The sequence below is a fragment of the Paenibacillus sp. FSL M8-0228 genome (assembly GCF_038007385.1).
GTDB lineage: Bacteria > Bacillota > Bacilli > Paenibacillales > Paenibacillaceae > Paenibacillus > Paenibacillus polymyxa_D.
In genome coordinates this window covers 3,410,798-3,437,012 of sequence record NZ_JBBOXA010000001.1, presented here as the reverse complement: position 1 = coordinate 3,437,012, position 26,215 = coordinate 3,410,798, and the positions used below count along the sequence as shown (strand labels likewise).

The window sequence follows — 26,215 nt, the reverse complement described above, 5'->3', positions numbered from 1 at the left end:
GTGAACTTCTGGAGATCGCTGGTAGGCAAGCTGTGGATCACCATCATTTGCCTTGTAGGCTCTGTGCTTATTTTTTTAGGGCTTTTTTTATTGCCGTACATCAACAGAAATTTTGCGGCGTATGAATCGACGGAAATCAAGCATTTGTTCACCTATACATGTATAGTCGGATTTTTATTGACGACCTTTTTTGCCCTATTTCTTTTTACTAAAATCACACAGCCTATGCAGCTGTTGATTCAGGCGGCGAATGCCATTCGTGAGGGAAGGTATGATACTCGGCTTTCGCTGGTGACCAGTGATGAAATTGGAGAACTGGCGAAAACTTTTAATCATATGTCTACGGAACTGGAAGCAACGATCCGCAGTCTGAATGAGGAGAAAAACCATTTATCCAGCGTACTGCGAAGCATGTCTGATGCAGTAATCACCTTCGACAGAAGCGGACAAATCATCTTGACGAATCCGCCGGCACAAAGTTTGCTGAATATCTGGGAAAAGCTGGAGTGGCAGGAACGTGATCTGGAGGAGTTTGGAGCTTCTGTACCTGAGCCTTTGCAGTCTCTGTTCCATACCGTTATGGACAGGGGAGAGGATGTCGGAGACTATATCCATGTCAAGAAGGGCTCCTGGTCGGTGCAGATGGCGCCTCTGTATACGGATAATGCAATCCGCGGTGCAGTAGCTGTGCTTAGAGATATTACGGAAGAAGTGAAGCTAGAGAAGATGCGGAGCGATTTTGTGGCCAACGTATCTCATGAAATCCGTACACCTTTATCTATGATGCAGGGCTACAGTGAGGCGTTGCTGGATGGTATGGCGGGTTCACCAGAAGAATCCGAGGAACTGGTGCAGGTCATCCATGATGAGTCATTACGCATGGGAAGGTTAGTCAAGGATCTGCTTGATCTGGCCCGAATGGAGGCTGGTCATACAGACATGCACCGACAGGAATTGGATGTGAACGAGTTGATCGAGCGTGTTCACCGTAAATTTACGGTACGATCAAAGGAACAGGGACTGACACTCGATTACCATGAGCATGGCCAGCGTTTGTTGCTGCCTGAGGCAGATGAAGACCGGTTGGAACAGGTATTGACCAATTTGCTGGATAATGCATTTAGACACACACCCGGTGGGAAAAAGGTTACTATTGCGGCGGATCGAATTTTGGGAGAACGGCATGAGTTAATCCGTATTCGGATTAAGGATGAAGGTGTAGGCATTGCCAGCGAGGATCTACCTTATATTTTCGACCGCTTTTACAAGGCAGATAAAGCCAGAGTACGTGGTGAGGATAAAGGGACTGGCTTGGGGCTTGCTATTGTCAAGAATATTGTAGAGGCTCACGGAGGCTCTGTCTCTGCTGCCAGCGTATTGGGGGAAGGGACGGAATTTACTATTTTGCTGCCTATCTCCAGCAAAACTAAGCTGGGTCTGTAACAGGCTTATAAGCCCAATCTGATATCCCCCGGTTTGCAGGCATCCTCGGAAGAGGGTGCTTTTTGTTGAAAAATCAACATTTATCTTGTTCAACGTGGAACATCCTGTTTCAAAATGATTACTCACATGATAGATAACTCGGTATAAGAAAAAGACGCCTGGGTAGCCAGGCGCCTCTCTTTATTATAAAACCATGGACCTCTCAATAGGGTCTGGAACTAATCTAGCACTACTTCTTGGGCAGTATTTAGTTCTGGCAAACCAACGAGTTGAATCAGTACGTCTTTCGGCACGGCTTTATCGACGGTCAGGATCATGATAGCTTCTCCGCCGACAATTTTACGCCCTACTTGCATAGAAGCGATATTGACGCCGTTCTCCCCAAGCAAGGTGCCGACACGACCGATAATGCCTGGTTTATCATTGTGCGAGATGAGCAGGAAATGAGCTTCCGGTGCCACGTCTACTGGGAACTGGTTCAACCTAACAATACGTTCGCCATAGCCTGCCAGCAGGGTGCCAGATACACGTTGCTCTTCGCCGCTCTGCGTTTTGAGTGTAACGGTAATCAGGTTGGTAAAACCCTTGGTGGCGGGCGCCTGAGATACGACAAGATGGATGTCACGTGTTTTGGCCAGATGTACAGAGTTTACAATGTTCACATCGCTGCCCAGATGACGGCTAAGTACGCCTTTCAAAATATACCGTGTCAGCGGCTGTGTATCCACAGAGGACAAATCGCCAGCGTAATCTACCTGAATTTCACGTACAGCCTGATTCGTGATCTGAGCGGCAAAGCTGCCCAGCTTCTCTCCAAGCGAGAAATATGGCTGCAATTGCGTCATGACGTTGGATGGTACTGGAGGCATGTTGACCGCATTTTTAAAAGGCTCATCACGCAAAATATGCAGCACTTGCTCGGACACGTCGATAGCTACATTCTCCTGAGCTTCGACAGTAGAGGCACCCAGATGTGGTGTAACGATAATTTTCGGGTGGCTCAGGAATGGGTGGTCCTGTGCTGGCGGCTCTGACTCAAATACGTCAAAAGCTGCACCGGCAACGATACCTTCATCAATGGCTTCAACAAGAGCCATTTCATCGATAACTCCGCCCCGGGCACAGTTGATAATGCGCATTCCTTTTTTCATCACTTCAAACTGTGGACGAGCAATCATATGTTTCGTTTCCGGTGTTAATGGTGTGTGTACGGTCATAAAATCTGCGTTGCGGATAATTTCATCCACGCTCGCAAGCTTAATGCCCAGCTTCTCAGCGCGTTCTTCCGTTAGAAATGGATCATAGCCGAGGATACTCATGCCAAATGCTTTGGCACGTTTAGCCACCTCACTGCCGATACGTCCCATGCCGAGGACTCCAAGTGTTTTGTTACGCAGTTCGACACCGAGGAATGTTTTACGATCCCATGTACCGCCAATGGTTTTGGCATATGCCTGTGGAATATGACGTGCTAGAGCCATCATCATCGCAAAAGTGTGCTCACATGTCGTAATCGTGTTGCCGTCAGGAGCGTTAATAACGATAATCCCGCGTTGTGTTGCTGCTTCGAGGTCGATGTTATCCACTCCGACCCCAGCTCGCCCTACAACCTTGAGGTTCTTACCTGCCGTCATGATGCGTTCGGTTACCCGAGTTTGGCTTCGAACGAGTAATGCGTCATAGTCACCAATAATTTGAACCAATTCATCCTCGCTGAGACCTGTGTTCTTGTCCACCGTGACATCGTCTGCATCCATCAGTTGCTGGATGCCCAGGTCACTGATTGGATCGGATACTAACACTTTAAACATTTGGTTTCCTCCTCAAAGTTAACTTCTTTTATGGACAGGATGCACTTCAAACTGAAATACATTCCATAAAGAACATGAAAAAACTTGAAATGCTTCTAAAAGTACAGGAGAGCGGTGTGAAATACTAGTGTGATAACGCATTGACGCAGAAAAGGGATGGAATAGCATTATGCACCAAACTAACGACCAAAAGTCTTATGCGGAGACGCTTTGCGGTTTTCGGGCATCAAAAAAACCCCCGAATCACATACTATCTCCATAGTAAGGGACGAGAGTTATCGTGGTACCACCCTAATTCGCAGCCATTTCGCAATGGACTGCCTTCAGCGGTCATAAAATGACCGAAAGGATAACGGTTTTCTGCCGATTGCATCTAATGCCGGGAAATATTCCCCAGACCTCGGTGCAATAACTCAGGAGCGCTGAAAGTAGTTACTTCGTCACCGGCTTCCACCCAAGCACCGGTTCTCTGAGGACGAAATCAATACCTTTTCTCCATCATTGTTGTTGTCGCTAATAATTTTTTCATAATGTATCATGGCTTACATGGGCATGTCAATAGGACATGCGACATGTGAGGATAGCAGGCTAGATATATAGCTACAGAATGCGGAAAATTAAGATTTAAGTCTTCTTGAATCCGCCCGACTTTTTGGCTATGATGCTAAAGAAGACTATGCAGAGGACTAACTAACTATGAAAAAGCTTAAAGTGAAATGGAAAAGAGCGCAAATTCATGAATTGAACGACCGCTTGCTGCTTTACAATTTGTATCTAACTCAGGGGCTGACCCTGCTGATTGGCGCAATCTGGATATTTTTTCAGAAAAGAAATTTGTTAGAACTATTTGCATTGCCGAACACTCTGCACGTCTTATGGTGGGGATTGGGATTGGCCGCCGCTATGTTACTTGTGGATCTGTTGCTATCCCGGATTATGCCTGAGGATGCTATGGATGACGGTGGTATTAACCAAATGCTATTTCAAAATCGTCCGGTTTGGCATATTATTTGTATAGCAGCTATCGTTTCTATCTGTGAGGAACTCTTGTTCAGAGGTGCGATTCAGTACAGCTTTGGTCCTTATTGGACAAGCATTTTATTTGCGGTGATTCATATCCGATATTTACGGCATTGGATTCCCACTGGCTGGGTTTTTCTTAGCAGTTATGGATTGGGCTACATATATGTGCAGACCGGTAGTCTGTGGGCACCGATCATTTGTCATTTTGTGATTGACCTTATATCTGGTTTAGCGTTACGTTTTCGGAGGTATGAAGAATGAATCAGGAACTTAGCAGAGTGCAGACCTATGGTAGCCGTCGAAATGGTCGCAAAGGCAAGGAAGAGGACAGGTCAAAATCTAAACCAGTTCGCTCCCGTGCTTCACGGCCCGTGCCAGAATTGGCTCACGTTGCCGCTGCACCAGAAGTTGCTGTGACGATGGAGGGTGACACTCCTGCCAGTGAGTACCGAACGCGGGCAGAAATGTTTCCGTCCCGCCGTATTCGGGTAAGCAAGTGGTTTTTAAATTTTTTGAGCACTCTTTTTGTGCTGATTACTGCAGCATTACTGTGGTGGGGCGTCAAGGGTGCACCACCCATCAGTGAAATGCTTTGGTAATATAAAGTTATTATGGACGTCTGTGCTTAGGTCAAGGCGCGTAATGATACGGCGAAAAAGCCTCCATCTCCACATGAATAACGGAGAATGGAGGCCTTTATTGCATCATCTATAGTTAATCCGGAGTATACGCAAGTGTCTACTAGCTAGCAGGAACCTCAATCCCTTGCGGATCGACAAATTGGTAACCCTTTTGCTCAAGGCGCGTCAATAGACTGTCCAGCGCCTCAGCTGTCCATGGCAGTTCGTGCATCAAGATATTGCTGCCTGGATGAAGTTGTTCTGTTACATTTTTGAGAAGTGCCTCCGTTTTATTAGGCTGATTCTTTTTCATTGTCCAGTCCAGAGAACCGACGGACCATGTCATGTATAGGAGACCGTTTTCCTTAGCGACCTTGCGACCTACGTCCCCGCCTGCACCATGAGGGGGGCGGAAGAAGACGGGGGCTTGGCCTGTAATGTCCTTAACAGCTTTTTGTACCGTTTCAATCTGTTTTTTGACCTCGGGCTCAGATTTGTTTTTCAGCACGATGTGATCCCAGCTATGGTTGCCGATGGGCTGTCCACGGTCATGGATAAGCTTAAGCAACTCAGGATGCTTTTTTACACGGTAACCGTTTACGAAGAAAATTGCTTTCGCTTTGTGTTTGTCCAGTACATCTATGATTTTGTTAATCATGGCTGCTTCCTTAGGACCATCATCAAAGGTCAATAACACGACTTTTTTTTCGGTACCTTGTTGGTCAGGGATTACATTGTAAGCTTTGTCCAAGTGATACATTTTGTTATTGGTAGTTGCAGATGTCGCAGCTCCTGTTTCGTTGCTTTCGCTGGTTTTATCATTTTGTGCATTGGTTTTATCCGCTGAGTTGTGATCATCACTGCCTGCTTGCTTACTGCTGCTTTTTGGGGAAGAGACGTTGCTCTGATCTTTGGCGCTGTTACTTGAGTCAGAGGCTACCGAATCCTGCTGGTTGCTTGTTGCCGCAGATTCAGGCTTGGTTGCAGTGCAAGCACTAAGCAGCAGACATGCGGTGAACAAAATGGCTGCTGTTTTTGTACCCATTATTTCATCTCACCTTCCTGTATTTTATACCGTATGAGTTTGTCACTACTGACGAACACTATGCTTGATTCTACCACAAAGGGAGGTTCTAATTGTGAAAACATCTTCATTTTTCCTGGGAATCGTTTTGGGCGCTGTCGCAAGCTCTATGATCTCCCGTAACCGCAACATGTTGGGCTTATCTATGGACATAGGTGGAAAAAAAGGCGGCAATTTAGTGCAGCAAGCCCGTACTAAAATGATGGACGCGGCATTCCCCGGGATGGGCGAGATTACGCTCAATAAAGAAGACACCCATAAGGATCAAGACCATCATTCACAAACAGATAAAACCGCTTATAACGCCCATACTGCCAAGAACAAAGAAGAGAATATGAAGTTGATTAAAGACTTCATCAGCACAAGTCCCGATGTTAAACGTGAGGTCGAGCAAATTTTGAAAGAAACTCATACAGCCGTACCGGGATTGTAACCCAGAAACCTTTATTCCGAATCATTTTGCGGCTTTTTTGTAAAAGCCGTTCAAATGATTCTTTTTTTTATCTTTTTATTGCGTGCATTTACGATTATAAAATGATAACATGATTACATAGAACCATTTTCATCACAGGCATCATAATTGCATCATAATCTGTTAATAACACTCGGCTGCCAGGAGGAGGGTCCAGTATGAAAATAGAAAGATTAAGTCAGGACAAGATACGGATTTTCCTTACCTTTGACGATTTGAGCGAACGCGGTATTCAAAAAGACGATATGTGGCAAGAAATTCCTAGAGTTCATGAGCTGTTTACCGAAATGATGGATCAGGCATACAGTGAGCTGGGCTTCGACGCCACGGGACCGTTAGCTGTCGAAGTCTTTGCGCTTCCTGCTCAAGGAATGGTTGTTATCGTCACTCGGGGTAAATACGACCATCAACAGTATGGTTCGGGTCCCGATGAGGAGCTTCCAGAGGAAGTCTACGAAATGGAAGTCACGTTGGAGCATAGTGATTCCATCGTTTATGCGTTTAGCGATTTCGAAGTACTCATAGAAGCGGCTCATATGCTTCGTAGCAACACTACGGAAGCAGGTAAGCTGTATCATTATAGAGGAAAATGGATTCTGCATTTGGAACCAGAAGAAGTAGAGGAGTCCAAGCTTGCCGCTTTAATCGCGGTTCTTGCTGAATTTGGAGAAGGCTCATCCGTTACACCAGCTATGTTGGAAGAGTACGGCAAACTGGTCATTCCTGAACAGGCAGTTGCTGTCATCTGCACTCATTTTGACAGCCGTTCTTGATTCGTTTTATCAAAAGTGATATCGAAGTGAATTTGTCGGCTCTGCGCTGAAAGCAGAGCCGACTCATTTTTATGGAGGGATGATCGGTGCTTCTGTTTTCAGTTTTAGCGGCAGCCACAGCGCCGGGTCTCGCCTTATTGATGTATTTTTACTTGAAGGACAGGTATGATTCGGAGCCACTGCACATGGTTATTAAAGTGTTTTTGCTCGGCTTTTTGGTGGTTCTTCCTGTCATGATTTTTCAACGAGGGCTGCTGCTTTGGCTAGGGGATCACACGTTAATCCAGGCGTTCGGCATTTCAGCCGGAGTGGAAGAGTTTTTTAAATGGTTTCTGTTGTATCACATCATCTATAATCATACCGAGTTCGACGAGCCTTATGATGGTATTTTGTATGCGGCCGCAGTCTCACTCGGATTTGCAACGGTTGAAAATCTGTTATATGCCTGGGCGGGCCATGCTTCGGTTAGCATGATGCTGATGAGATCATTGCTACCGGTATCCGGTCATGCGATGTTTGGCGTAATGATGGGCTACTACATGGGGAAGGCCAAGTTTTCAGAAGGCTTGAGGAGCAAATACATGTTGCTGCTGTCATTGGTGCTTCCATGGTTCTGGCACGGAGTATACGATTTGATTTTAACGAAATTTTCGCATGACTGGATCTGGTTTATCATTCCACTTATGGCCTTTCTATGGTATGGAGGAATGGCGAAGATCAGTCGGGCTAATAACCGTTCTCCTTTTCGTTTGTTAAAACGGGAAGAAAAGGTTAACATGTAACAAAATGGGACACACTGATCTGACAAACCTGTTAGAGAAAGAGGTGTCTTTTTTGCGTATAAAAGTTAGAATTCATTGTAAAAGATGCGGAGAACGCTTTGTGCTGAGAGGACGCATAGAGCAAGGACAGATTCAGACCGGCTTTAAACGCTGTATTTGCGATAACTGTGAGTTTATTGTTGAAGTCATGGAAAACCATGCATAAGAGAGCTTTCTTCTTGTCACACTATCGGTAGTGTACTTGAAGAAAGGAGACTCCCAATATGTATAAGCGACTTAGTTCCGTATTGTTCCCGGTGGTTACCCTGATGATGATAGGAGCATTTGTGTGGGGTTATCAGCAAAGCCAGATGAGAAAAGAGGTGTCTCTTCAGGCAAATAGCATGTCGATAAAAGCGGAAAATCAATACCAGCGTGCGTTTCACGATTTGTCGTTTCATATGGATCAGCTGCATTCTCAACTCGGTAACGCGGTTGCTGTCCATAATACTTCACACGCGATGCACCGCAAATGTTTGATGAACGTGTGGAGGATTACAAGTGAGGCTCAAAATGAGGTTAATCAGTTGCCCCTCAATGTAATGCCTTTTAATCATGCTAAAGATTTGCTGTCACATCTATCTGCATTTTCGTATCAGACCGCTGTCCGTGATCTGGATCACGAGCCCTTAAACGAGAAAGAAATTTCGAACCTGAAAACGTTGTATAACAATTCCAAAGAAATTTCGAAAAACATGCAGGAAGTGCAGCAGAAAGTCATTAGCAAAAATTTGCGCTGGACGGATGTGGATATGGCGGCAGGTTCTCAAACTGGGCCGAAGGACAACACCATTATTGATGGCTTTAAAACCGTGGACAAAAAGGTGGAAAACTATAAAGAGCTGGATTGGGGACCGTCTGTAGCCAGCATCTATGATAAACGCTCTGTGAAAAAATTGAGTCTCCCGCCAGTAAATGCAGAACAAATTAAACAAAATGCTGCTGAATTTACAGGAAAACCGGAAAGTCAGATCAGGGTGAACGAAAACGGTAAAGGAACGGAATGGGCATCTTATACAGCTACCCTGCTAAATAAGAAGCAGCCTGTGGCCAGTATGGATTTTACGAAAAAAGGCGGCAAGCTTATTTCTTATCATGACATGAGGGCAGTAGGTCCTAAAAAAGCAACACGTAATGAAGCGATTCGCTATGCTAGTGAATACCTTGAACAAAAAGGTTACAAAGACATGAAGCCCGTTGCGTATGATGAAAGCGGGAATTTAGCTAACATTACATTTGTGAGCCAACAAGGGGATGTGATTATCTATCCAGAAAAAATCGCAGTCAGATCAGGCCTTGATAACGGACAAGTGATCGGTTTTCAAGCCAGTGATTATGTGTATGAGCATAGTCATCTCCGCCGCATACCGCAAGCGAAATTGAATTTGAATGCAGCACGAGCAAAATTGAATCCTGAGTTTCGTGAAACTTACCACCGTAAAGCCTTAATTGAAAATGAACTTTCGAATGAAGTTCTCTGTTATGAATTTGGTGGTAAAATCAATGGTTCCGTTTACCGGATATACATTAACGCCAATACGGGGATGGAAGAAACGATTGAAGAGGTTAAAGATTCAGATGAACCTCAGGTTACTGCAAGTAATGTCTAGTTAATTACATGAAAATGAATCAATAGTCACTCTAAACCTCCTTCATGAAGGAGGTTTTTTGTGCTTTAGTCATAGATCAAACAAATATTATGCTTAATATAGGCACAAAGTCGTGGTATTATATACCTTAATTAGAGCTTTTAATGGACAAGGATGGTGGATCATTTGTTTCCCAAAATTAATGATGTGTTATACATACAAGTGGCAGGTACTGACCATAAGGACGAGATTTTTGAATTTAAGTCTCGTATTGCAGAAGAGGAGTCACAGAACTTTTTAATTGAAATTCCTATGTCACAAACAAGTGGGCATTTGAAAAAATTGTTTCTAGGGGAAGAACTGTCTATATTTTTTTTGAGCGAGGGTGGGATTAAAAATTATTTTAATACCCACGTTACGGGTTTCAAAGAGGATATCCTCCGGATGATTCGTATCCACAAACCTGCTCCAGACAGCATCAGCAAAATTCAGCGTCGAAACTTTCTTCGGGTTAAGGCCAACTTGGAAATTGCTGTAAAGCATGGTGCGAACGAGTCCAGATTCGTAGCAGAGACACATGATGTAGGAGGTGGGGGTGTTTCTTTTCACACCCAGGGAACTCATCATCTTGAAGAAGGAGAATCATTGTCTTGCTGGATTTTAGTTCCATATAAAAACGGTACTCAGGAGCATGTTCCGTTCCAATCTGAAATTGTGCGCATTCAGCAGATGGAAAACGGTCGCAAACTCATTATGCTGAAATATGAGGAAATCGCTGATCAGGAGCGTCAAAAACTGATTAAATATTGCTTTGAAAGACAGCTGGAATTCCGGGGGAAATCTTAATCATCCGAAATTTTTCTTTTTTAGTAAACCTGTCGCTTATTTTGCATCGCCTATAAATGTGTGGTATAATTTTCACGTCGCAGGCAATGCCTGCTTTTTTCTTGAGGTTAGGTTAGGAGGAATTCCCTGTTGGCAAGGCAACATGTATCTTCAATTAACAAAATAAATGTAGCCATTGATGGACCTGCTGGTGCAGGGAAAAGTACAGTGGCCCGCTTGGTGGCGAAAACACTTTCTTATGTATATGTAGATACTGGAGCCATGTACCGAGCAGCAACGTGGTACATGATGCGTAAGGAAATTCCTGCAGAAAATGTACAAAAAGTGCTTCAACATGTACCTGAGCTGGTGATTGAATTAGTACCGGACCCCACAGGCCAAAAGGTTTATTGTAACGGGGAAGATGTAACCACTGTGATCCGTTCGATGGAAGTGACTAGCAACGTGTCACAGTATTCAAGTATTGCTGGTTTACGGACACGTTTGACTGAAAACCAGCGTGAGATGGCTGCACGCAAGGGTGTCGTTATGGATGGTCGCGATATTGGAACAACTGTACTTCCCGATGCGGAAGTCAAGGTGTTCATGACCGCAAGTGTTCAGGAACGTGCCTCCCGCCGTTTTAAAGAACTGAGCGAAACTGATGATATCACTCTGGAGCAACTGGAACGTGACATTGCGGCACGTGACAAGCTTGACGAGGAGAGGGAGGTATCTCCGCTTCGTTGCAGTGAGGACGCCATCGTGCTCGATACGACCCAAATGGGCATTCAGGATGTCGTTGATATGATCGTATCTTATTGCTTAACGGAGAAGGATGGAGAGATCAGCCAATGATATATACTGTATGCGCCAGTATTTTGCGTCTCATTTACCGCGTTCTGTTTAGACTTGAGGCGGTAGGCAGGGAAAATGTTCCTGCTGAGGGTGGAGTGCTGTTGTGTTCTAATCATATTAGTAATCTTGACCCTCCTACAGTTGGTATTTTGCTGAAAAGAAAGGTTCACTTTATGGCAAAAGCCGAGCTGTTTAATGTTCCTGTACTGGGTCCACTAATTGGGAAACTGGGAGCTTTTCCAGTCAAACGTGGCGGTGTAAGTAAGGAATCCATTAAGTTGGCATTGAACATTTTGCGTGATGGTAAGGTTATGGGAATCTTTCCCGAAGGTTCCAGAGGAGCTGGGGGAATCGGTAAAAAGGGTGCTGCAAGCTTTGCGCTACGCAGTGGAGCGGCTGCCGTTCCGGTCGCCATTATTGGTGATTACAAGCTTTTCCGTAAAACGAAAGTGTTATACGGTAAACCTGTCAATTTGGAAGCTTACCAAAAGGGTGCCGATATCGAAGGAGATCCAATTGAACTGGCAACAGAAGCAATTATGTCTCGTATTCGCACGATGAAGGAAACGGGTAAGCCTACGAATAACTGAAAGGCTTGTATGAATTGTGTCTAAGCTCGGAAAACTAGAACAAAAGTTTATTTATGTTTTGAACTCTGCCATGCGCAGGTTTAAATAAATGGTTTTTTTTGAATTGAGGAGGGTATTGACATGTCGGAAGAAATTAAAAATCAAGAAGCTGCTGAAGCGGCAAATCAAGACGAGCTCGATCAAATCGTCTCCCTGAAAAAAGGTGACACCGTTAAGGGTACAATCGTGAAATTGGAAGATAACCAAGCGGTAGTAAGCATTGGATATAAATACGATGGAATTATTCCAATTCGCGAGTTGTCTTCTGGTCTGGATAACGCAGAAGAAGCAGTACAAGTAGGCCAAGAGGTTGAAGCTAGAATTATCAGCATTGACGATGGCAAGGAAAAACTTGTTCTGTCCAAACGTGCAATCGACAGTGAAAATGCTTGGGAAAAGTTGGAGCAACTGTTCGAAAGCAAAGAAGTATTTGAAGTCGTTGTAAATGATGTCGTTAAAGGCGGCATCGTGGTAGACGTGGGTCTGCGCGGATTTATCCCTGCATCCATGGTAGAACGTCACTTCGTAGAAGATTTCAGTGATTACAAAGGCCGCACATTGCGTGTTGTTGTAAAAGAACTGGATCGTGAAAATAACAAAGTGATTCTTTCTCAAAAAGACGTTCTGGAAGCAGAATTCGAAGCCAACAAGCTTAAAGTAATGGCTGAGCTGAAAGAAGGCCAAGAAATCGTAGGTACGGTTCAACGTCTTACTCAGTTCGGTGCTTTCGTAGATGTTGGCGGCGTGGATGGTCTTGTTCACGTATCTGAAATTGCTTGGACTCATGTCGATAAGCCTTCTGATGCAGTTTCTGAAGGAGACCAAGTGAAAGTAAAAGTCTTGAAAGTAGATCCTGAAAAAGGAAAAATCAGCCTGAGCATGAAAGCTGCACAGCCTGGTCCTTGGGAATCGGCTGCTGGACAATTCAACAACAATGACATCGTAACAGGTGTTGTAAAACGTCTGGTTAACTTCGGCGCATTCGTTGAAATCGCTCCTGGCGTGGAAGGTTTGGTTCATATTTCCCAAATTTCCCACAAACACATTGGAACTCCACAAGAAGTTCTGGAAGAAGGGCAAGAAGTGAAAGTTAAAATTCTTGAAATGAATCCTTCCGAAAAACGTGTTAGCCTGAGCATTAAAGAAACTGAGGAAGCTCCTGAAGCTGCTCCTAAAGCAGAAAGAGCACCACGTGCATCTCGTGCACCTCGTGAGGAACTGAATAATCCTAACGTTTCCCTCAATAATTCCGGTCTGAGCATCACGCTCGGCGAGCGTTTTGGCGATAAGCTGAACAAATTTAAATGAGTTTAAATCAATACATTTTATAATATGCATAACGTACACCATCGGCGGACCCAGAGGGTTCGCCGATTGTTGTTACGTGACCATATCGCCAATAGGTATGTTTTTTGCTATGATGATAGCGGAAGAATTGACAGGAGGAGTGAATTTATGGCAAGACCCGTTGTGGCTATCGTTGGTCGTCCGAATGTGGGCAAGTCCACTATTTTTAATCGGATAATCGGGGATCGTTTGTCCATCGTGGAAGATAAACCCGGAATCACTCGTGACCGTATATACGGTATATCGGAGTGGAATGGTAAATCCTTCAGTATTATTGACACCGGCGGCATTGAGATTGATGGTGAGGATGTCATTTTAAAATCCATCCGTATGCAGGCCGAACTTGCAATAGAAGAAGCAGATGTAATTGTATTTATGAGTGATGCGAAAGCAGGAATTACACAGTCAGATGAAGAGGTTGCTCAAATGCTATATCGTTCGGGTAAACCGATCATCGTAGCTGTCAACAAGGTGGACAACCTCAGTCGCGCCGATCTGATTTATGAGTTTTATTCTTATGGATTTGGTGATCCAATCGCTGTTTCTGGTAGCCATGGTACAGGGATAGGCGATCTGCTAGATGCCATTACATCCAATTTGCCTGAGCTGGAAGAAGATCACTATGATGAAGACGTTATTCGTGTTGCCTTGATCGGCCGCCCGAATGTAGGTAAGTCTTCACTGGTTAACGCCATTCTGGGAGAAGAGCGGGTTATCGTTAGTGACATTGCAGGTACGACACGTGATGCAATTGATACACCTTTTGAAAAAGACGGTCAAAAGTATGTACTGATTGATACGGCAGGTATGCGTAAACGTGGCAAGGTATATGAAACGACCGAAAAATATAGTGTAATGCGTGCCATGCGTGCTATTGAGCGTGCAGATGTTGTATTGGTCGTTATTAACGGCGAGGAAGGCATCATTGAACAGGATAAGCACATTGCTGGCTATGCTTATGAAGCGGGTAAAGCATCGCTGTTTGTCGTTAACAAATGGGATGTCGTGGACAAGGACGACAAAACGATGCATCAGTTTGAAACGAAAATTCGCGATCACTTTTTGTTTATGACATATGCTCCGATTGTGTTCTTGTCTGCAAAAACGAAGCAACGCCTGCAAAAGCTGCTTCCTGTTGTACAGCATGTGGCACAGCAGCATGTGTTGCGTATTCAGACACATTTACTGAATGATGTAATTTCCGATGCGGTTGCCATCAATCCTCCACCAACAGACAAGGGACGTCGTCTGCGCATTAACTATGTGACCCAGGTTGCTGTTAAGCCGCCTACGATGGTTGTATTCGTAAACGATCCAGAAATAATGCACTTCTCGTATGAGCGTTATCTGGAGAACAAAATCCGCGCCGCCTTCAATTTTGAAGGAACTCCAATTCGAATCTTTACACGGCGCAAGTCTGACGAAAGTTAGGAGCGAATAGGTTGATTTTACAAATCGTTGCCATCGTACTCAGTTACTTGCTTGGCTCTGTCAGCTTTAGTTTGCTGTATGGAAAATTAAAAGGAATCGACATTCGCCAACATGGGAGCGGCAATGCCGGTGCGACGAATACGCTGCGTGTGCTTGGAAAAGGCCCAGCTATTCTGGTACTGCTGCTGGACGTTCTTAAAGGGGTTATTGCGGTACTAATAGGGCACTGGTTAGGTGGGGAATCATCCTGGGTACCGGGTTTGTGCGGCATTGCGGCGATTGCGGGCCATAACTGGCCGGTATATTTTCACTTTCGTGGAGGAAAAGGTATTGCGACTGCTATTGGTGTATTGGCATCGCTTGCCTTACTGCCCGCACTATATGCCGGAATCATTGCGATACTTGCAATTGTAATGACTCGTTACGTATCCCTTGGATCACTCATATTTGTCATTTTGACCCCTTGGATATTACTCGTGCTTGGTTTTGCATGGCCGTTATTCTGGACGGCTCTAATCATTTGTCTGTTCGCTGTGTGGAGACACCGTACCAACATAGTCAAGTTGGTACGGGGGAATGAGAATAAGCTTGGCTCCAAAGGAGGAGATCGTCTTGTCTGAGAAAATAGCTGTGCTGGTCGCGGGGAGTTGGGGAACAGCCCTGGCTTCCGTTCTTGCGGCCAATAACAACGATGTCTCTGTCTGGACGAGAAACGAGCAGCAAGCAGCTGAAATCAATGAGAAGCATACAAATGAGCATTATTTACCGGGCTCTATTTTGTCTGATCGCATTTCAGCTACAACTGATATGCAGACTGCGGTATCTGGTGCTAAAGCAGTGATAATCGTATCTCCTTCTGCTGCTGCTCGTCAGGTAGCACGTAGTCTGAAAGCTCATTTTAGCAAGGATATGCTGGTAGTGCATGCCATTAAAGGTTTTGAAACAGAAACGCTTAAACGTATGTCCACGGTGATCTCGGAAGAACTGGAAGTCGCGGAGGGCGATATTGCCGTGCTGTCTGGTCCGAGTCATGCGGAAGAAGTGGTGAGGAAATGTCCTACAACGGTCGTTGTAGCTTCCTCCAATGAGCAGGCTGCACAGGCTGCTCAGGGGCTGTTCATGAACTCCTACTTCCGTGTCTATACAAACCGCGATTTGCTCGGTGTGGAACTGTCCGGGGCGCTAAAAAACATTATCGCATTGGGTGCGGGAATGTCAGATGGGCTTGGTTTCGGTGATAATGCCAAAGCAGCTTTATTGACCCGTGGGTTGGCTGAAATTACCCGTGCCGGAGTTGAGATGGGGGCTAATCCATTAACCTTTGCCGGCCTAGCTGGTATTGGCGATCTAGTGGTCACGGCAACGAGCCGTCACAGTCGCAACTGGCGTGCAGGGTCACTATTAGGACAGGGCCAACAGCTTGATGATGTGCTGGAATCTATGGGCATGGTCGTAGAGGGGATTCGAACGACAAAAGCGGCATACGCCATCTCTCAAAAATTAGGTGTTCAGATGCCTATTACAGAGGTACTGTATGGAGTACTGTTTGAAGGACGTGACGTCCGTAAGGCCGTTGAGGCGCTGATGGGTCGCGACCCTAAGACCGAGATGGAAGTCATGCCACTTCAGACTTGGGAGCAATGGCATTCTTAAAGGCTCAGATGAGCTTTAATAATATAAAGGCTGTCTCATGGTAGATTTTTTCTATAATGAGATAGCCTTTTTTAGTTAGGCGTTTGGCATGTCTTATGTACGCTTAATCACCTTTTGTCTCCGCCACTCATAGACTGAGTTGAGCAATGGCGGAGGAGGGGAGATTATGAATAAAAACTTTCCGAAAGATGCATTGAAGGCCATTAACAAAAAAGGCGGCAAAAACATATCCGAAAATGCAGTGAAAAAGCTGGCAGGCACGGTAAAGGCGGACACGCTTCAAAGCGAAGCGCAACTGCGTCAGCTTATCAAGCAAGTGTCTGCGATGGCCAACATTCCGGTGTCGGAAGATACAGTAAGGGATATTGTTGGTGCCGTCAAAAAGAGCGGAATGAATCCTTCCAATATGGAAGCGTTGATGAAAATGATGATGAAAAAATAGACCGCTGGTCGCACGCCAGTTAGTATTATTCACCGTGGACCGGGAAGGTTCGCGGTTTTTTTATATTTTGGAGTGGGTAACCGCTTTTACAGTACACAAAATATCGAACTGCCCTGTCGAACATGTTATAATGATGCCCATCAGGAAACGGAAGGTAAGACAGCAAAGGAGGAAACAATGTTGAAGGAGGCAATATCATCGGTGTTAGTAGACAGGCTTCCTCACAATCTGGCAGTTGCGCTGAGTAGCTTGGCTGAGAACTGGTCAACAGTGTCGGTTCCGTGGATGCTAGGCGGGAGTTGTTCACTACTTGTACATGAAGTTGAACTGGATCGCCTGCCTCGGGACATTGATATTTATGCGGATATTCATGCAGCAAAGCAACTTCATGCGCACCCCCTAGGTATAAGTATAGATCGACAGCAGGTTGATCGTAGCGGCTCTTACGTTTCATTGCTGAGCCACTATGATCTGGAGGGATTTCCAGTCGAGTTGGTGGGGGGATTTGAAGTATTATGTGACGGAGCGTTATACCGCTTAGAGATCGAGCGACTACTTTGGTCGGCTGGTGTTCAGCTTGAGCTGGGGAGTGCTTCACTGCGTCTGATGCCGCTCAGTCATGAACTTTTATTCAATATATTGCGAAATCGACCCGACCGATATAAAGCGATTGCAGAAGTCATGAAGCGCGACCCGCGACGTCATATCATTGTACTGAAGCAGCTACTAGTCAGTAATATTTGGAATGAGGAGCAATTGGACAAGCTTGTAGAACTTCTGCCTTGGCCAGAGTTGCACTCCGTCATCCAGATGGGCAATGAAGTATAAGTTGTGTGTGTTAGGAGAAAGACAACTGGAGGACCATTCATGAATGTGCAGATTACGTTTAGGCCGTCAGGTAGGCGCGTACAGGTCGGTCAGGGTACGTCATTGCTTCAGGCTGCTCGTAAAGCGGGTGTATATATCCCCACTCGTTGTGACGGAAAAGCAGCCTGTCTGATGTGTAAGGTACAAATATCACCGGAATGGGCTGAATTCGCAGACCAACCCAGCGATGCAGAGCAGCGTAAGCTGGGGCCTTTACTGGATGAAGGAATGCGCTTATCCTGCCAGGCACGTGTCCAAGGCGATATGGAGGTAACCATACCGGAGGATAGGCTCAAGGCGGCTATCAGACGGCAACTGGAGCGTCAGGCGCTGGATGATGAACTGTGGTAATGCCGATTATATCAGGAGAATAGAAAAAGGATGTTTCCGACGACTCTAAACGGTCAGGAGAAACATCCTTTTTTTATTTAATCTAGCGACGAAGTCATGGGAGAGTCTTGCCCCGCATATATTAGGTGAGTGGAACCAAACGTAAAATATCGTTTCTGCAATGATCGCTCTGTCGTAATCTATTTTTCAAAAAACTAAACATATTTTACGGAGGGGATACATATGATGGTATCAGTCCAAATGCATGTACGAGTTTACGCCGTTTCGCCGATTCCATCAGTCTCCTGAATCTCGGCGGCGGACGACTTCCGGGCATTTTAAAGGCTGTTCTGCCGCATCTGGGATCAAGCAGTTGGTTGAACACGAAGCGGATGCTCTTTAAGCATTTTTCCTTCGGAGACTTTTGAGGAGGGGATTTCATTGGAGAAAGTGGACATTTTTAAAGACATTGCCGAACGTACCGGAGGAGACATTTATCTTGGGGTCGTCGGCGCAGTCCGAACAGGAAAATCAACGTTTATCAAGCGGTTTATGGAGACGATTGTTCTGCCAAACATTACAAGTGAGGCGGACCGTGCCCGCGCCGTAGACGAGTTGCCGCAAAGTGCGGCAGGCAAGACGATCATGACGACGGAGCCTAAATTCGTACCGAATAATGCCGTCCAGATCAAAGTAACGGAAGGACTGGATGTGAATGTACGTCTGGTTGACTGTGTAGGATATGCAGTAGAAGGAGCAAAAGGGTACGAGGATGAAAATGGTCCGAGGATGATCTCCACACCATGGTTCGAAGAACCCATTCCTTTTCAGGAAGCGGCAGAAATTGGTACACGCAAGGTTATTCAAGAGCATTCGACGCTTGGTGTAGTAGTCACTACAGACGGCACGATTGCGGAAATCCCGCGCAGCTCTTATGTAGAGTCGGAGGAACGCGTCATTGAGGAGTTGAAGGAAGTTGGCAAGCCATTTGTTTTGGTTATCAACTCCACACATCCGCGCAGTGATGAAACACTCCAGCTTCGTAGTGAGCTGGCTGCCAAGTACGATATACCAGTCATGACACTCAGCGCGGCGACGATGACGGAAGATGATGTTACAGGCGTACTTCGTGAAGTATTGTATGAATTTCCGGTGCATGAGGTGAATGTAAACCTGCCGAGCTGGGTCATGGTACTGAACGAAGAGCACTGGCTGCGTAGCAATTATGAAAATTCCGTTCGCGATACGGTTAAAGATATTCGACGCCTGCGTGATGTAGATCGAGTGGTTGGCCAGTTTATGGAATATGAATTCATCGACAGGGCCGGATTGAGCGGGATGAATATGGGGCAGGGCGTAGCTGAAATTGATCTGTATGCTCCCGATGAGCTTTATGACCAGATTTTGGTCGAAGTCGTCGGGGTAGAGATTCGTGGCAAGGATCATTTGCTGCAAATGATGCAGGATTTTGCCCATGCCAAACGAGAGTACGACCGCTTCGCCGAGGCGCTGGAAATGGTCAAGACAACGGGATATGGCATTGCCGCGCCGTCGTTATCTGAGATGGCACTAGACGATCCGCAGTTGATTCGTCAGGGTACAAGGTTTGGTGTGCGGCTCAAGGCGACAGCACCTTCTATACACATGATTCGTGTCGATGTGGAATCGGAATTTGCTCCGATTATCGGAACAGAGAAGCAAAGTGAAGAGCTTATGCGCTATCTGATGCAAGATTTTGAGAATGACCCAATCAAAATTTGGGAGTCAGACATTTTCGGACGTTCGCTGCATTCCATTGTACGGGAAGGCATTCAGGGTAAAATCGCCATGATGCCGGACAATGCACGCTATAAGCTGCAGGAAACGCTGGGTCGTATCATTAATGAAGGCTCCGGCGGTCTCATTGCTATTATTCTTTAAGGGTAAGCCACACCTAAAAAATGTATAAGAGAAATACCGTGGAGAGCAATTTGCTCTCTACGGTTCGCAAAAACAAAATATTAGACTGACCTCCAAAACCAGACAGGGGTAGCCATGGACGAGAAAATAAAGTCCTGGATTACCTCTTTTTTTATTGAGCTTTTGTTACTCGTAAAGTGCTGTAGGCGAATTTTTCCTATTCATTAAAAGCGTAGTTCTGATATTCGGCTGGACAACCCCAATATTGAAATACTATGCGTGCAGGATCGTCAATCGGTAAGTATACTTCAATTCCAGGATACATGTGGCTACTTACAGAAAGATGAATTTGCTTGTAGCGAATAGGGACTAAATCGTCCGCGGTTCCCATTCTGGCCAAAATAATTTTGGGTTGCTCAATTTCACTTGCTGAGTCCTTTGGCTGCATATTCCAATATTTATTAAGATCATCGTATTTTTGAAATCTGTCTATTAACTTCGTATACCAATGGTCGTATCGGGACAACATGTTATATCTTTTGAAAGCTTGTATCCCAAAAATAGCATGAGACTCCCACTGTTCGAACGACTCAGCATCGAAGGTAGAACGGGGACGAATGGAAAAATCGGAGTTAAAATGAAAATCTACTTTATTCAGTTTGCCATTCATAAAAGAATCGGAAGGAATATCAAATAAATGGCGAAACGGTTCATTTAACCCTTTGATATCTAAGGTATGAGTAACAATCATCGCCGGAAATGGCAAATTACTCATGATTTGCTGTGTTTGCTCCAGCGCCAGCTCTAGAGAACGTCCTTCGAGTTCGTAATGGATCGGAAGATATTCAGCGGCGAGGAGAAGGTCATTGCGCTCATGTGAAGTACACTCCAGATACTCAGCAATATGGATTATCGTTTGCCGGTCCGGTATTCGACGAGACCGTCCAACCAATAGATTTTTATACGTAGGACATGCCTCATCATTAAGCTCCTGCTGAGTAAATCGTTTTAATAACGGGTGTGATAGCTCAGTATATTCCCGTTGACGCTTCATGCGAACAGCTTCAATCTCTCCCAAAACGTTTTTTAATGTTTTATATCGGAAGTCCTTGTGCATGGTCATCCTTTTTCAATCCTTTTCATAATGAGGTGTAGTTCTACACTTGGTGCAGATAGTTCCCTACAGTATACTACATTGTGAAAAAGGGGAGCTATTTACAAGGGTTTCTCAATGAGAATGATGGGGGAGATCATATGGTTCGTGCAATTGTAACAGATCCGTTTGCTTCAGGATATTTCGCAATAAAGGAAGTTTCCGTCCCGCAGGCCCAGCCTTGGGAAGCGATCGTTCAAGTACAGGCCTTCTCTCTGAATCGGGGTGAAGTTGTAGATGCAAGAAATCATGGAAGACAGAGCAGACCAGGATGGGATTTTGCCGGGATTGTCATCGAGCAAGCCAAAGATGGCACGGGCCCGAAACAAGGAAGCCGTGTCGTAGGACTTCTCCCGATGGGAGCATGGGCCGAACAAATTGCCGCTCCTACTTCATTAGTGGCTGAATTTCCTGATGATATTACCTTCGCCCAGGCTGCTACTTTACCAGTAGCCGGTCTGTCAGCGCTCTATACACTTCGAAAAGGAGGAATGCTGCTCGGTAAGCGAATATTGATATCTGGATCGACTGGCGGAGTTGGGACTTTTGCACATCAGCTAGCGGCGCAATCAGGAGCTTTTACAGTAGGTGTAGCCAGAACAGAGGAAAAAGCTCTACTTGTTCAAGAGGCTGGTGCTAATGAGGTTATCGTTGGCGATCCGGCGATTTCCTCGCTGGATACATTCGGACCTTATCATCTCATTGTGGATTCAGTAGGTGGGGATACGCTAGCTGCATTACTACCTCAGCTTATGCCAGAGGGGATATGTGTGTCCATGGGACATTCGTCCTCACCTTACGCAACGATTAATATTAGGGGCTTAGGTGGTAGAACTTTGTATTGCTTCTTTCTAGGTGAGGAAATAAATCGTTATTCCCCAGCGGGAGATCTAAAATTACTAGGTGAGCTTGTATCAAAAGGCCAGTTAGTACCAAAAATCGAAGTGGAGGCATCGTGGAAGGAAATTGGAGCTGTAGCCCAACAACTGATAGATCGGAAATTTTCCGGTAAAGCAGTGCTCCAAATAAGTTAGATGTGAGCGTTCTCCTATTTAAAATAAACAGACAGATTGTATCTTCGACCCAGGCTCCGCCTTGATTTCAAATTTAAGCAGCAACCGTTTTCCGGTATTCAATCGGGGGGGCGGTTGTTTGTTGTGTGTTGGCCTATAAAACCGGAAAATTTTCTATATTTAATAAAACCTATTTACATACTTGGTTTAAAGCGATATATTAAGTATCAAATTTGAATCATTTTGTGGTTGAACGAGGGGGAAATGAAATCATGGATATCCAAAAAGAGTTCCAAAGACACAAAAAGCTAGGGCTGGGAGGTATCATGCTACTGATGCTGGTTTTGCTGGTCACTGCATGTGGCGTGCCGAAAACAGAGAGCGGCACTCAAGGGACAAGCACTGCGGAATCGAATACAACAAACGAAAAAACGGACAACTTAAATCTAAAGGGTAAACGGGTTGCGTTGATCATGGAGTTTAACACGGGCACATTTTCGCAACAGTATGTTCAAGGTGTGGAAGAGGAAGTTAAAAAATTTGGCGGTACGCTGACTAAGTTTGTGGCAGATAACGATAAGGCTAAAATGGCTTCTCTGCTTGATAGTGCGATTAACCAGCAGTTTGATGTCATTTTGACTGATCACGGTGATGCATTACTGGAAACAGGGCTAAAAAAAGCAGTTTCCCGCAATATTCCAGTTATCGTGTTCGATGCTGCCGTCAATGTTCCGGGTGCGGTAGTGCTCTCACAGGATGACCAAAGCATGGCTGAGCTAACGCTGGAGCAAATGAAGAAGGATATCGGTGGCAAAGGCAACATTGTGAAAGTATGGGTTGCCGGATTTGCGCCGATGGAACGTCGTCAGGTTGCTTATGGTGCATTTTTGAAATCCAATCCGGATATTAAAGAAATTGCGACTTTTGGTTCGGCTCAGAATCCTGCGTTGGATACGCAAGCCAAAATGGAAGCTGTATTAAAGCAATATCCTAAGGGCGAAATTACAGCCGTCTGGGCGGCATGGGATGAATTTGCCAAAGGCGCAGCACGTGCCATACAACAAGCGGGACGTACGGAAATTAAAGTCTACGGCATTGACATGAGCGACGAGGACTTGCAAATGATCCAAGACCCGAAAAATCCTTGGGTGGCCTCGGCAGCCGTAGATCCAACAGATATCGGGCGCGTACAAGTGCGCTATGCATATCAGAAGCTGCATGGGGATAATCCGGAGGAGAAAGTCGTACTGAAGGCTGTATATGTGCAACGCGAAGCGTTGCCGGATAAGCAAATTTCCACATCCGAGCTGTCCCAATATGTGAAGGGCTGGGGCCAAAGCGAACAGGGTTATAAGGATTGGATGAAGGAATATGAAACGTCCAAATAAAATGTTTGCATAACGCAAAGGCGCGCTTCGGCGCGCTTTTATCATAAGCAGGCGTGAGGGGGCACCATGAGTTCACAAGTATATACATTGGAAATGAAAAAAATTAGCAAACAGTTTGCTGGTGTAGATGCGCTGCGAGCCGTGGATTTTACAGTGCAGGGTGGCGAGATTCACGCTCTGCTGGGCGCCAACGGGGCAGGGAAAAGTACATTGATGAAGATTCTGTCCGGTGCGTATCATTCCGATCAGGGAGCTATCGTAGTTGGTGGCAAGGAACTGAACATTAGTTCACCGTGGGAGGCCAAAAGAGCAGGAATTCACTGTGTGTATCAGGAGGTCGATTCAGCGCTTGTACCACAGTTAACCGTTGCTGAAAATATTGTAATGGACGATTTGTCAGCCCCTGATGGTCGATGGTGGGCTGCACCGGGTTCTATGCGCAGACGAGCGCGTGAAGCATTAGCACGTCTGGAGGTAGATATTGACGTACAACGATATGTGTCCGAATTGACGTTGGCAGAAAAACAGCTTGTACTTATTGCACGTATTTTGACACAGCAAGCAAATACGATCATTTTTGATGAGCCTACAGCTCCGCTCAGCGAGGAAGAAACGCGACGTTTGTTCCGCACAATCCATACACTCAAGGATGAGGGAGTTGCATGTATCCTCATCACACACCGATTGCCGGAGGTTATCGAACACAGTGACCGTGTTACGGTGATGCGTGATGGTGAGCGCGTGTTCACGGGACCTGCGTCTGATTTAAGTGTAGGCGACATCGTTACGCATATGCTTGGGAAAACATTTGAGGAGGAATTCCCAAAAACAGAGGTACCGATTGGTGAAACGGTATTGGAAGCGAAAGGGCTTCACAAAGGATTACGAGTGCACGGCATTGATGTACAGGTCCGATGTGGTGAAATTCTCTCTATTGTAGGTTTGGTTGGTGCAGGCAAGACAGAGTTGTCACGACTTCTTACAGGAGCAGACAAGCCGGATAAGGGAGAGCTGACCTTTAAAGGTCGCTCCATTCGATTGAGAGAACCAGCGGATGCGGTAGCTCAAGGAATTGTGTCCATACCCGAGGAGCGACGTAAGCAGGGGGTGCTAATTGAGGAGAGTGTGGAAAGAAACCTTAGTCTTCCGCTTTTGGGCAAACTGAGTGTCCTTGGTTTCATCAGTCGACGTAAAGAACGAAATAACGGTAATGGGATTGTCGCCTCTCTCGGTATTAAGACACCATCGCTCCGTCAGAATGTTAAATATTTAAGTGGCGGGAATCAGCAAAAAGTTGCTATTGGGAAATGGCTGCATTCCGGAGCGGATGTATTTGTTTTTGACGAGCCAACCAAGGGTGTAGATATAGGGGCAAAAAGTGATATTTTCCGTATCATTGGTGAGTTGGCGGAGCAAGGAAAAGCGATCATTTATCTAACCTGTGAATTTGCTGAAGGGATTGGCATTGGTGATCGGATTGCAGTGATGTATGATGGCAAAATTATAAAGGAATTTGCTCGGGGCGAAGTGGAACAGGAACAGCTTCTGTTGTATGCCAGCGGGGGTGAAGAGGTGCATTCATGAAGGAAAAATGGTTAAACGTCTCATTTCGTTACGGTGCCGTAGTTGTCATTATAGGTGTGTTGGCGTTTTTTTCATCTACATTACCTTATTTCTGGACTTATGATAATTTAATGGACATTCTTGGCTCGATTGCCATTGTGACTTTCGTTGCCATTGGTGTGACATTGTCACTTATCGTGGACGGTTTTGACCTGTCGGTGGGAGCTACAGTATCTTTGACAACGGTCGTTTCCGCTTCTTTAATGGTCTGGTATGAGCAGCCTGTTGCGGTGGTCATTATTGTGTCTCTGATTGTCGGCGCTTTGGTAGGACTGTTGAATTCATTATTGATCATTAAACTGCGTATTCCTGATTTGCTCGCAACCCTTGCAATCATGTATATTGTAAGCGGGATTCACAAAACGTACGCACAGGGCTATACCATATATAATCATATGCAGTTTCCCGATGGTAGCAAGGCGCCGGGGGAGATATCTCCTGCATTTCTTTTGCTGGGGCAAGGTAAATGGTTGGGTATCCCGATTTCGGTTATTTTACTGTTGCTGGCTGTGGCGGCAGTGCATGTTTTCTTGACCTATACAAAGCATGGGCGTCAAATGTATGTAACGGGTGGAAATAAGGAAGCTGCTCGTCTGTCGGGTATACGGGTAAAAAAAGTCCGTACTCTGGCCTATGTTGCTTCAGGTGTATTTGCGTCGATTGCCGGTATTTTGTATGCCTCGCGCGTAGGCTCAGGCCAAATTGACGCGGGTTCCCCCTTGCTCATGGAAGCGGTAGCTGCAGTATTCGTCGGTTTTTCGGTCTTTGGTGCTGGTAAACCCAATGTCATTGGTACATTTATTGGTGCAGTTTTGATCGGTGTGTTGGTTAATGGACTAACGATGATGAATGTGCAATATTTCGCCCATGATATTGTCAAAGGAGTAGTGCTGGTACTTGCGCTGGCCGTTACTTTTTATGTGTTAAACCGTCGTCGTACTTGAAATTGTCTGTGGACTGTATTACTATAAACCTTGTTCCACGCAAGCAGGGTGCCATAAAACGCCAGTTTCGGCCTATATTGCGGAGGTTAGGTATATTCTATGTATATTTAACGACGAAACGGAAACAGATGATAACATTATGGAAGGCAGTACGCCGCCCGGGTTATTTTATACAGG

Annotated in this window: 25 protein-coding genes and 1 other annotated feature; of the genes, 22 read left to right on the top strand and 3 right to left on the bottom strand. The window is 45.5% G+C overall.

Annotated elements, in window-relative coordinates:
- On the top strand, positions 1 to 1,443 hold the full coding sequence (locus MKY98_RS15245) for an ATP-binding protein (protein ID WP_069012706.1): 1,443 nt from the start codon (positions 1 to 3) through the stop codon (positions 1,441 to 1,443).
- A 218-nt stretch (positions 1,444 to 1,661) separates the two neighbouring features.
- On the opposite strand, the gene serA is transcribed toward MKY98_RS15245, so the two are convergent.
- The gene (gene serA, locus MKY98_RS15240) at positions 1,662 to 3,254 is read right to left on the bottom strand and encodes a phosphoglycerate dehydrogenase (protein WP_013310756.1); all 1,593 of its coding nucleotides are present in this window, start codon (positions 3,252 to 3,254) and stop codon (positions 1,662 to 1,664) included.
- A 261-nt stretch (positions 3,255 to 3,515) separates the two neighbouring features.
- Positions 3,516 to 3,765, bottom strand: a binding site (T-box leader).
- Between the two features lie 185 nt (positions 3,766 to 3,950).
- Here serA and MKY98_RS15235 point away from each other — a divergent pair.
- The gene (locus MKY98_RS15235) at positions 3,951 to 4,538 is read left to right on the top strand and encodes a type II CAAX endopeptidase family protein (RefSeq protein ID WP_069012705.1); all 588 of its coding nucleotides are present in this window, start codon (positions 3,951 to 3,953) and stop codon (positions 4,536 to 4,538) included.
- The gene (locus MKY98_RS15230; RefSeq protein ID WP_029517314.1) at positions 4,535 to 4,876 is read left to right on the top strand and encodes a hypothetical protein; all 342 of its coding nucleotides are present in this window, start codon (positions 4,535 to 4,537) and stop codon (positions 4,874 to 4,876) included. Before MKY98_RS15235 ends, MKY98_RS15230 begins: the two co-directional genes overlap by 4 nt.
- Before the next feature lie 142 nt (positions 4,877 to 5,018).
- Here the strand turns inward: MKY98_RS15230 and MKY98_RS15225 are convergent, their stop codons facing one another.
- Positions 5,019 to 5,942 carry a polysaccharide deacetylase family protein gene (locus tag MKY98_RS15225; protein ID WP_069012704.1) on the bottom strand — a complete coding sequence of 308 codons (924 nt, stop codon included), beginning with the start codon at positions 5,940 to 5,942 and terminating at the stop codon, positions 5,019 to 5,021.
- 94 nt (positions 5,943 to 6,036) lie between these two features.
- Here MKY98_RS15225 and MKY98_RS15220 point away from each other — a divergent pair, with 94 nt between their 5' ends.
- The 15 genes from MKY98_RS15220 to spoIVA all read left to right on the top strand — a co-directional run bounded on the left by MKY98_RS15220 (position 6,037) and on the right by spoIVA (position 19,938).
- Entirely contained in the window at positions 6,037 to 6,414 is a 378-nt protein-coding gene (locus MKY98_RS15220) for a hypothetical protein (protein WP_029517316.1), read from the top strand.
- Between the two features lie 197 nt (positions 6,415 to 6,611).
- On the top strand, positions 6,612 to 7,226 hold the full coding sequence (locus MKY98_RS15215; protein ID WP_013310751.1) for a genetic competence negative regulator: 615 nt from the start codon (positions 6,612 to 6,614) through the stop codon (positions 7,224 to 7,226).
- Between the two features lie 86 nt (positions 7,227 to 7,312).
- The gene (prsW, locus tag MKY98_RS15210) at positions 7,313 to 8,008 is read left to right on the top strand and encodes a glutamic-type intramembrane protease PrsW (RefSeq protein ID WP_069012703.1); all 696 of its coding nucleotides are present in this window, start codon (positions 7,313 to 7,315) and stop codon (positions 8,006 to 8,008) included.
- 263 nt (positions 8,009 to 8,271) lie between these two features.
- On the top strand, positions 8,272 to 9,657 hold the full coding sequence (gene ypeB, locus MKY98_RS15205; protein WP_029517318.1) for a germination protein YpeB: 1,386 nt from the start codon (positions 8,272 to 8,274) through the stop codon (positions 9,655 to 9,657).
- A gap of 165 nt (positions 9,658 to 9,822) precedes the next feature.
- Positions 9,823 to 10,482: a flagellar brake protein gene (locus MKY98_RS15200; RefSeq protein WP_029517319.1), complete on the top strand. Its 660-nt coding sequence runs from the start codon at positions 9,823 to 9,825 to the stop codon at positions 10,480 to 10,482.
- 129 nt (positions 10,483 to 10,611) lie between these two features.
- The gene (cmk, locus tag MKY98_RS15195; RefSeq protein WP_029517320.1) at positions 10,612 to 11,319 is read left to right on the top strand and encodes a (d)CMP kinase; all 708 of its coding nucleotides are present in this window, start codon (positions 10,612 to 10,614) and stop codon (positions 11,317 to 11,319) included.
- A complete protein-coding gene (locus tag MKY98_RS15190) occupies positions 11,316 to 11,909 on the top strand; it encodes a lysophospholipid acyltransferase family protein (RefSeq protein WP_069012702.1) in 594 nt (197 codons plus the stop codon). The genes cmk and MKY98_RS15190 overlap by 4 nt, the downstream gene beginning before the upstream one ends.
- Before the next feature lie 120 nt (positions 11,910 to 12,029).
- A complete protein-coding gene (gene rpsA, locus MKY98_RS15185; RefSeq protein ID WP_029517322.1) occupies positions 12,030 to 13,256 on the top strand; it encodes a 30S ribosomal protein S1 in 1,227 nt (408 codons plus the stop codon).
- 147 nt (positions 13,257 to 13,403) lie between these two features.
- The gene (der, locus tag MKY98_RS15180) at positions 13,404 to 14,726 is read left to right on the top strand and encodes a ribosome biogenesis GTPase Der (protein ID WP_013310744.1); all 1,323 of its coding nucleotides are present in this window, start codon (positions 13,404 to 13,406) and stop codon (positions 14,724 to 14,726) included.
- Positions 14,727 to 14,737: 11 nt separating this feature from the next.
- Positions 14,738 to 15,346: a glycerol-3-phosphate 1-O-acyltransferase PlsY gene (gene plsY, locus MKY98_RS15175; RefSeq protein WP_029517323.1), complete on the top strand. Its 609-nt coding sequence runs from the start codon at positions 14,738 to 14,740 to the stop codon at positions 15,344 to 15,346.
- Positions 15,339 to 16,379 (top strand): NAD(P)H-dependent glycerol-3-phosphate dehydrogenase, encoded by a 1,041-nt coding sequence (locus MKY98_RS15170; RefSeq protein ID WP_029517324.1) that lies wholly within the window; start codon positions 15,339 to 15,341, stop codon positions 16,377 to 16,379. The genes plsY and MKY98_RS15170 overlap by 8 nt, the downstream gene beginning before the upstream one ends.
- Before the next feature lie 166 nt (positions 16,380 to 16,545).
- Positions 16,546 to 16,821 (top strand): stage VI sporulation protein F, encoded by a 276-nt coding sequence (locus MKY98_RS15165; protein ID WP_013310741.1) that lies wholly within the window; start codon positions 16,546 to 16,548, stop codon positions 16,819 to 16,821.
- Positions 16,822 to 16,998: 177 nt separating this feature from the next.
- Complete coding sequence (locus tag MKY98_RS15160) at positions 16,999 to 17,649, top strand: hypothetical protein (protein WP_023989184.1); 651 nt, start codon at positions 16,999 to 17,001, stop codon at positions 17,647 to 17,649.
- Positions 17,650 to 17,688: 39 nt separating this feature from the next.
- A complete protein-coding gene (locus tag MKY98_RS15155; protein WP_069012701.1) occupies positions 17,689 to 18,039 on the top strand; it encodes a 2Fe-2S iron-sulfur cluster-binding protein in 351 nt (116 codons plus the stop codon).
- Between the two features lie 420 nt (positions 18,040 to 18,459).
- Positions 18,460 to 19,938 (top strand): stage IV sporulation protein A, encoded by a 1,479-nt coding sequence (gene spoIVA / locus MKY98_RS15150; protein ID WP_023989182.1) that lies wholly within the window; start codon positions 18,460 to 18,462, stop codon positions 19,936 to 19,938.
- Positions 19,939 to 20,134: 196 nt separating this feature from the next.
- On the opposite strand, the gene MKY98_RS15145 is transcribed toward spoIVA, so the two are convergent.
- Positions 20,135 to 21,040: an MmyB family transcriptional regulator gene (locus MKY98_RS15145; RefSeq protein WP_069012700.1), complete on the bottom strand. Its 906-nt coding sequence runs from the start codon at positions 21,038 to 21,040 to the stop codon at positions 20,135 to 20,137.
- A gap of 131 nt (positions 21,041 to 21,171) precedes the next feature.
- Here MKY98_RS15145 and MKY98_RS15140 point away from each other — a divergent pair, with 131 nt between their 5' ends.
- The 4 genes from MKY98_RS15140 to MKY98_RS15125 all read left to right on the top strand — a co-directional run bounded on the left by MKY98_RS15140 (position 21,172) and on the right by MKY98_RS15125 (position 26,038).
- On the top strand, positions 21,172 to 22,104 hold the full coding sequence (locus tag MKY98_RS15140; protein ID WP_069012699.1) for a zinc-binding dehydrogenase: 933 nt from the start codon (positions 21,172 to 21,174) through the stop codon (positions 22,102 to 22,104).
- 251 nt (positions 22,105 to 22,355) lie between these two features.
- The gene (locus tag MKY98_RS15135) at positions 22,356 to 23,471 is read left to right on the top strand and encodes a sugar ABC transporter substrate-binding protein (RefSeq protein WP_069012698.1); all 1,116 of its coding nucleotides are present in this window, start codon (positions 22,356 to 22,358) and stop codon (positions 23,469 to 23,471) included.
- Positions 23,472 to 23,537: 66 nt separating this feature from the next.
- Positions 23,538 to 25,055 (top strand): sugar ABC transporter ATP-binding protein, encoded by a 1,518-nt coding sequence (locus MKY98_RS15130; RefSeq protein WP_039271051.1) that lies wholly within the window; start codon positions 23,538 to 23,540, stop codon positions 25,053 to 25,055.
- The gene (locus tag MKY98_RS15125) at positions 25,052 to 26,038 is read left to right on the top strand and encodes an ABC transporter permease (protein WP_069012697.1); all 987 of its coding nucleotides are present in this window, start codon (positions 25,052 to 25,054) and stop codon (positions 26,036 to 26,038) included. Before MKY98_RS15130 ends, MKY98_RS15125 begins: the two co-directional genes overlap by 4 nt.
- The last annotated feature ends 177 nt before the right edge of the window (positions 26,039 to 26,215 follow it).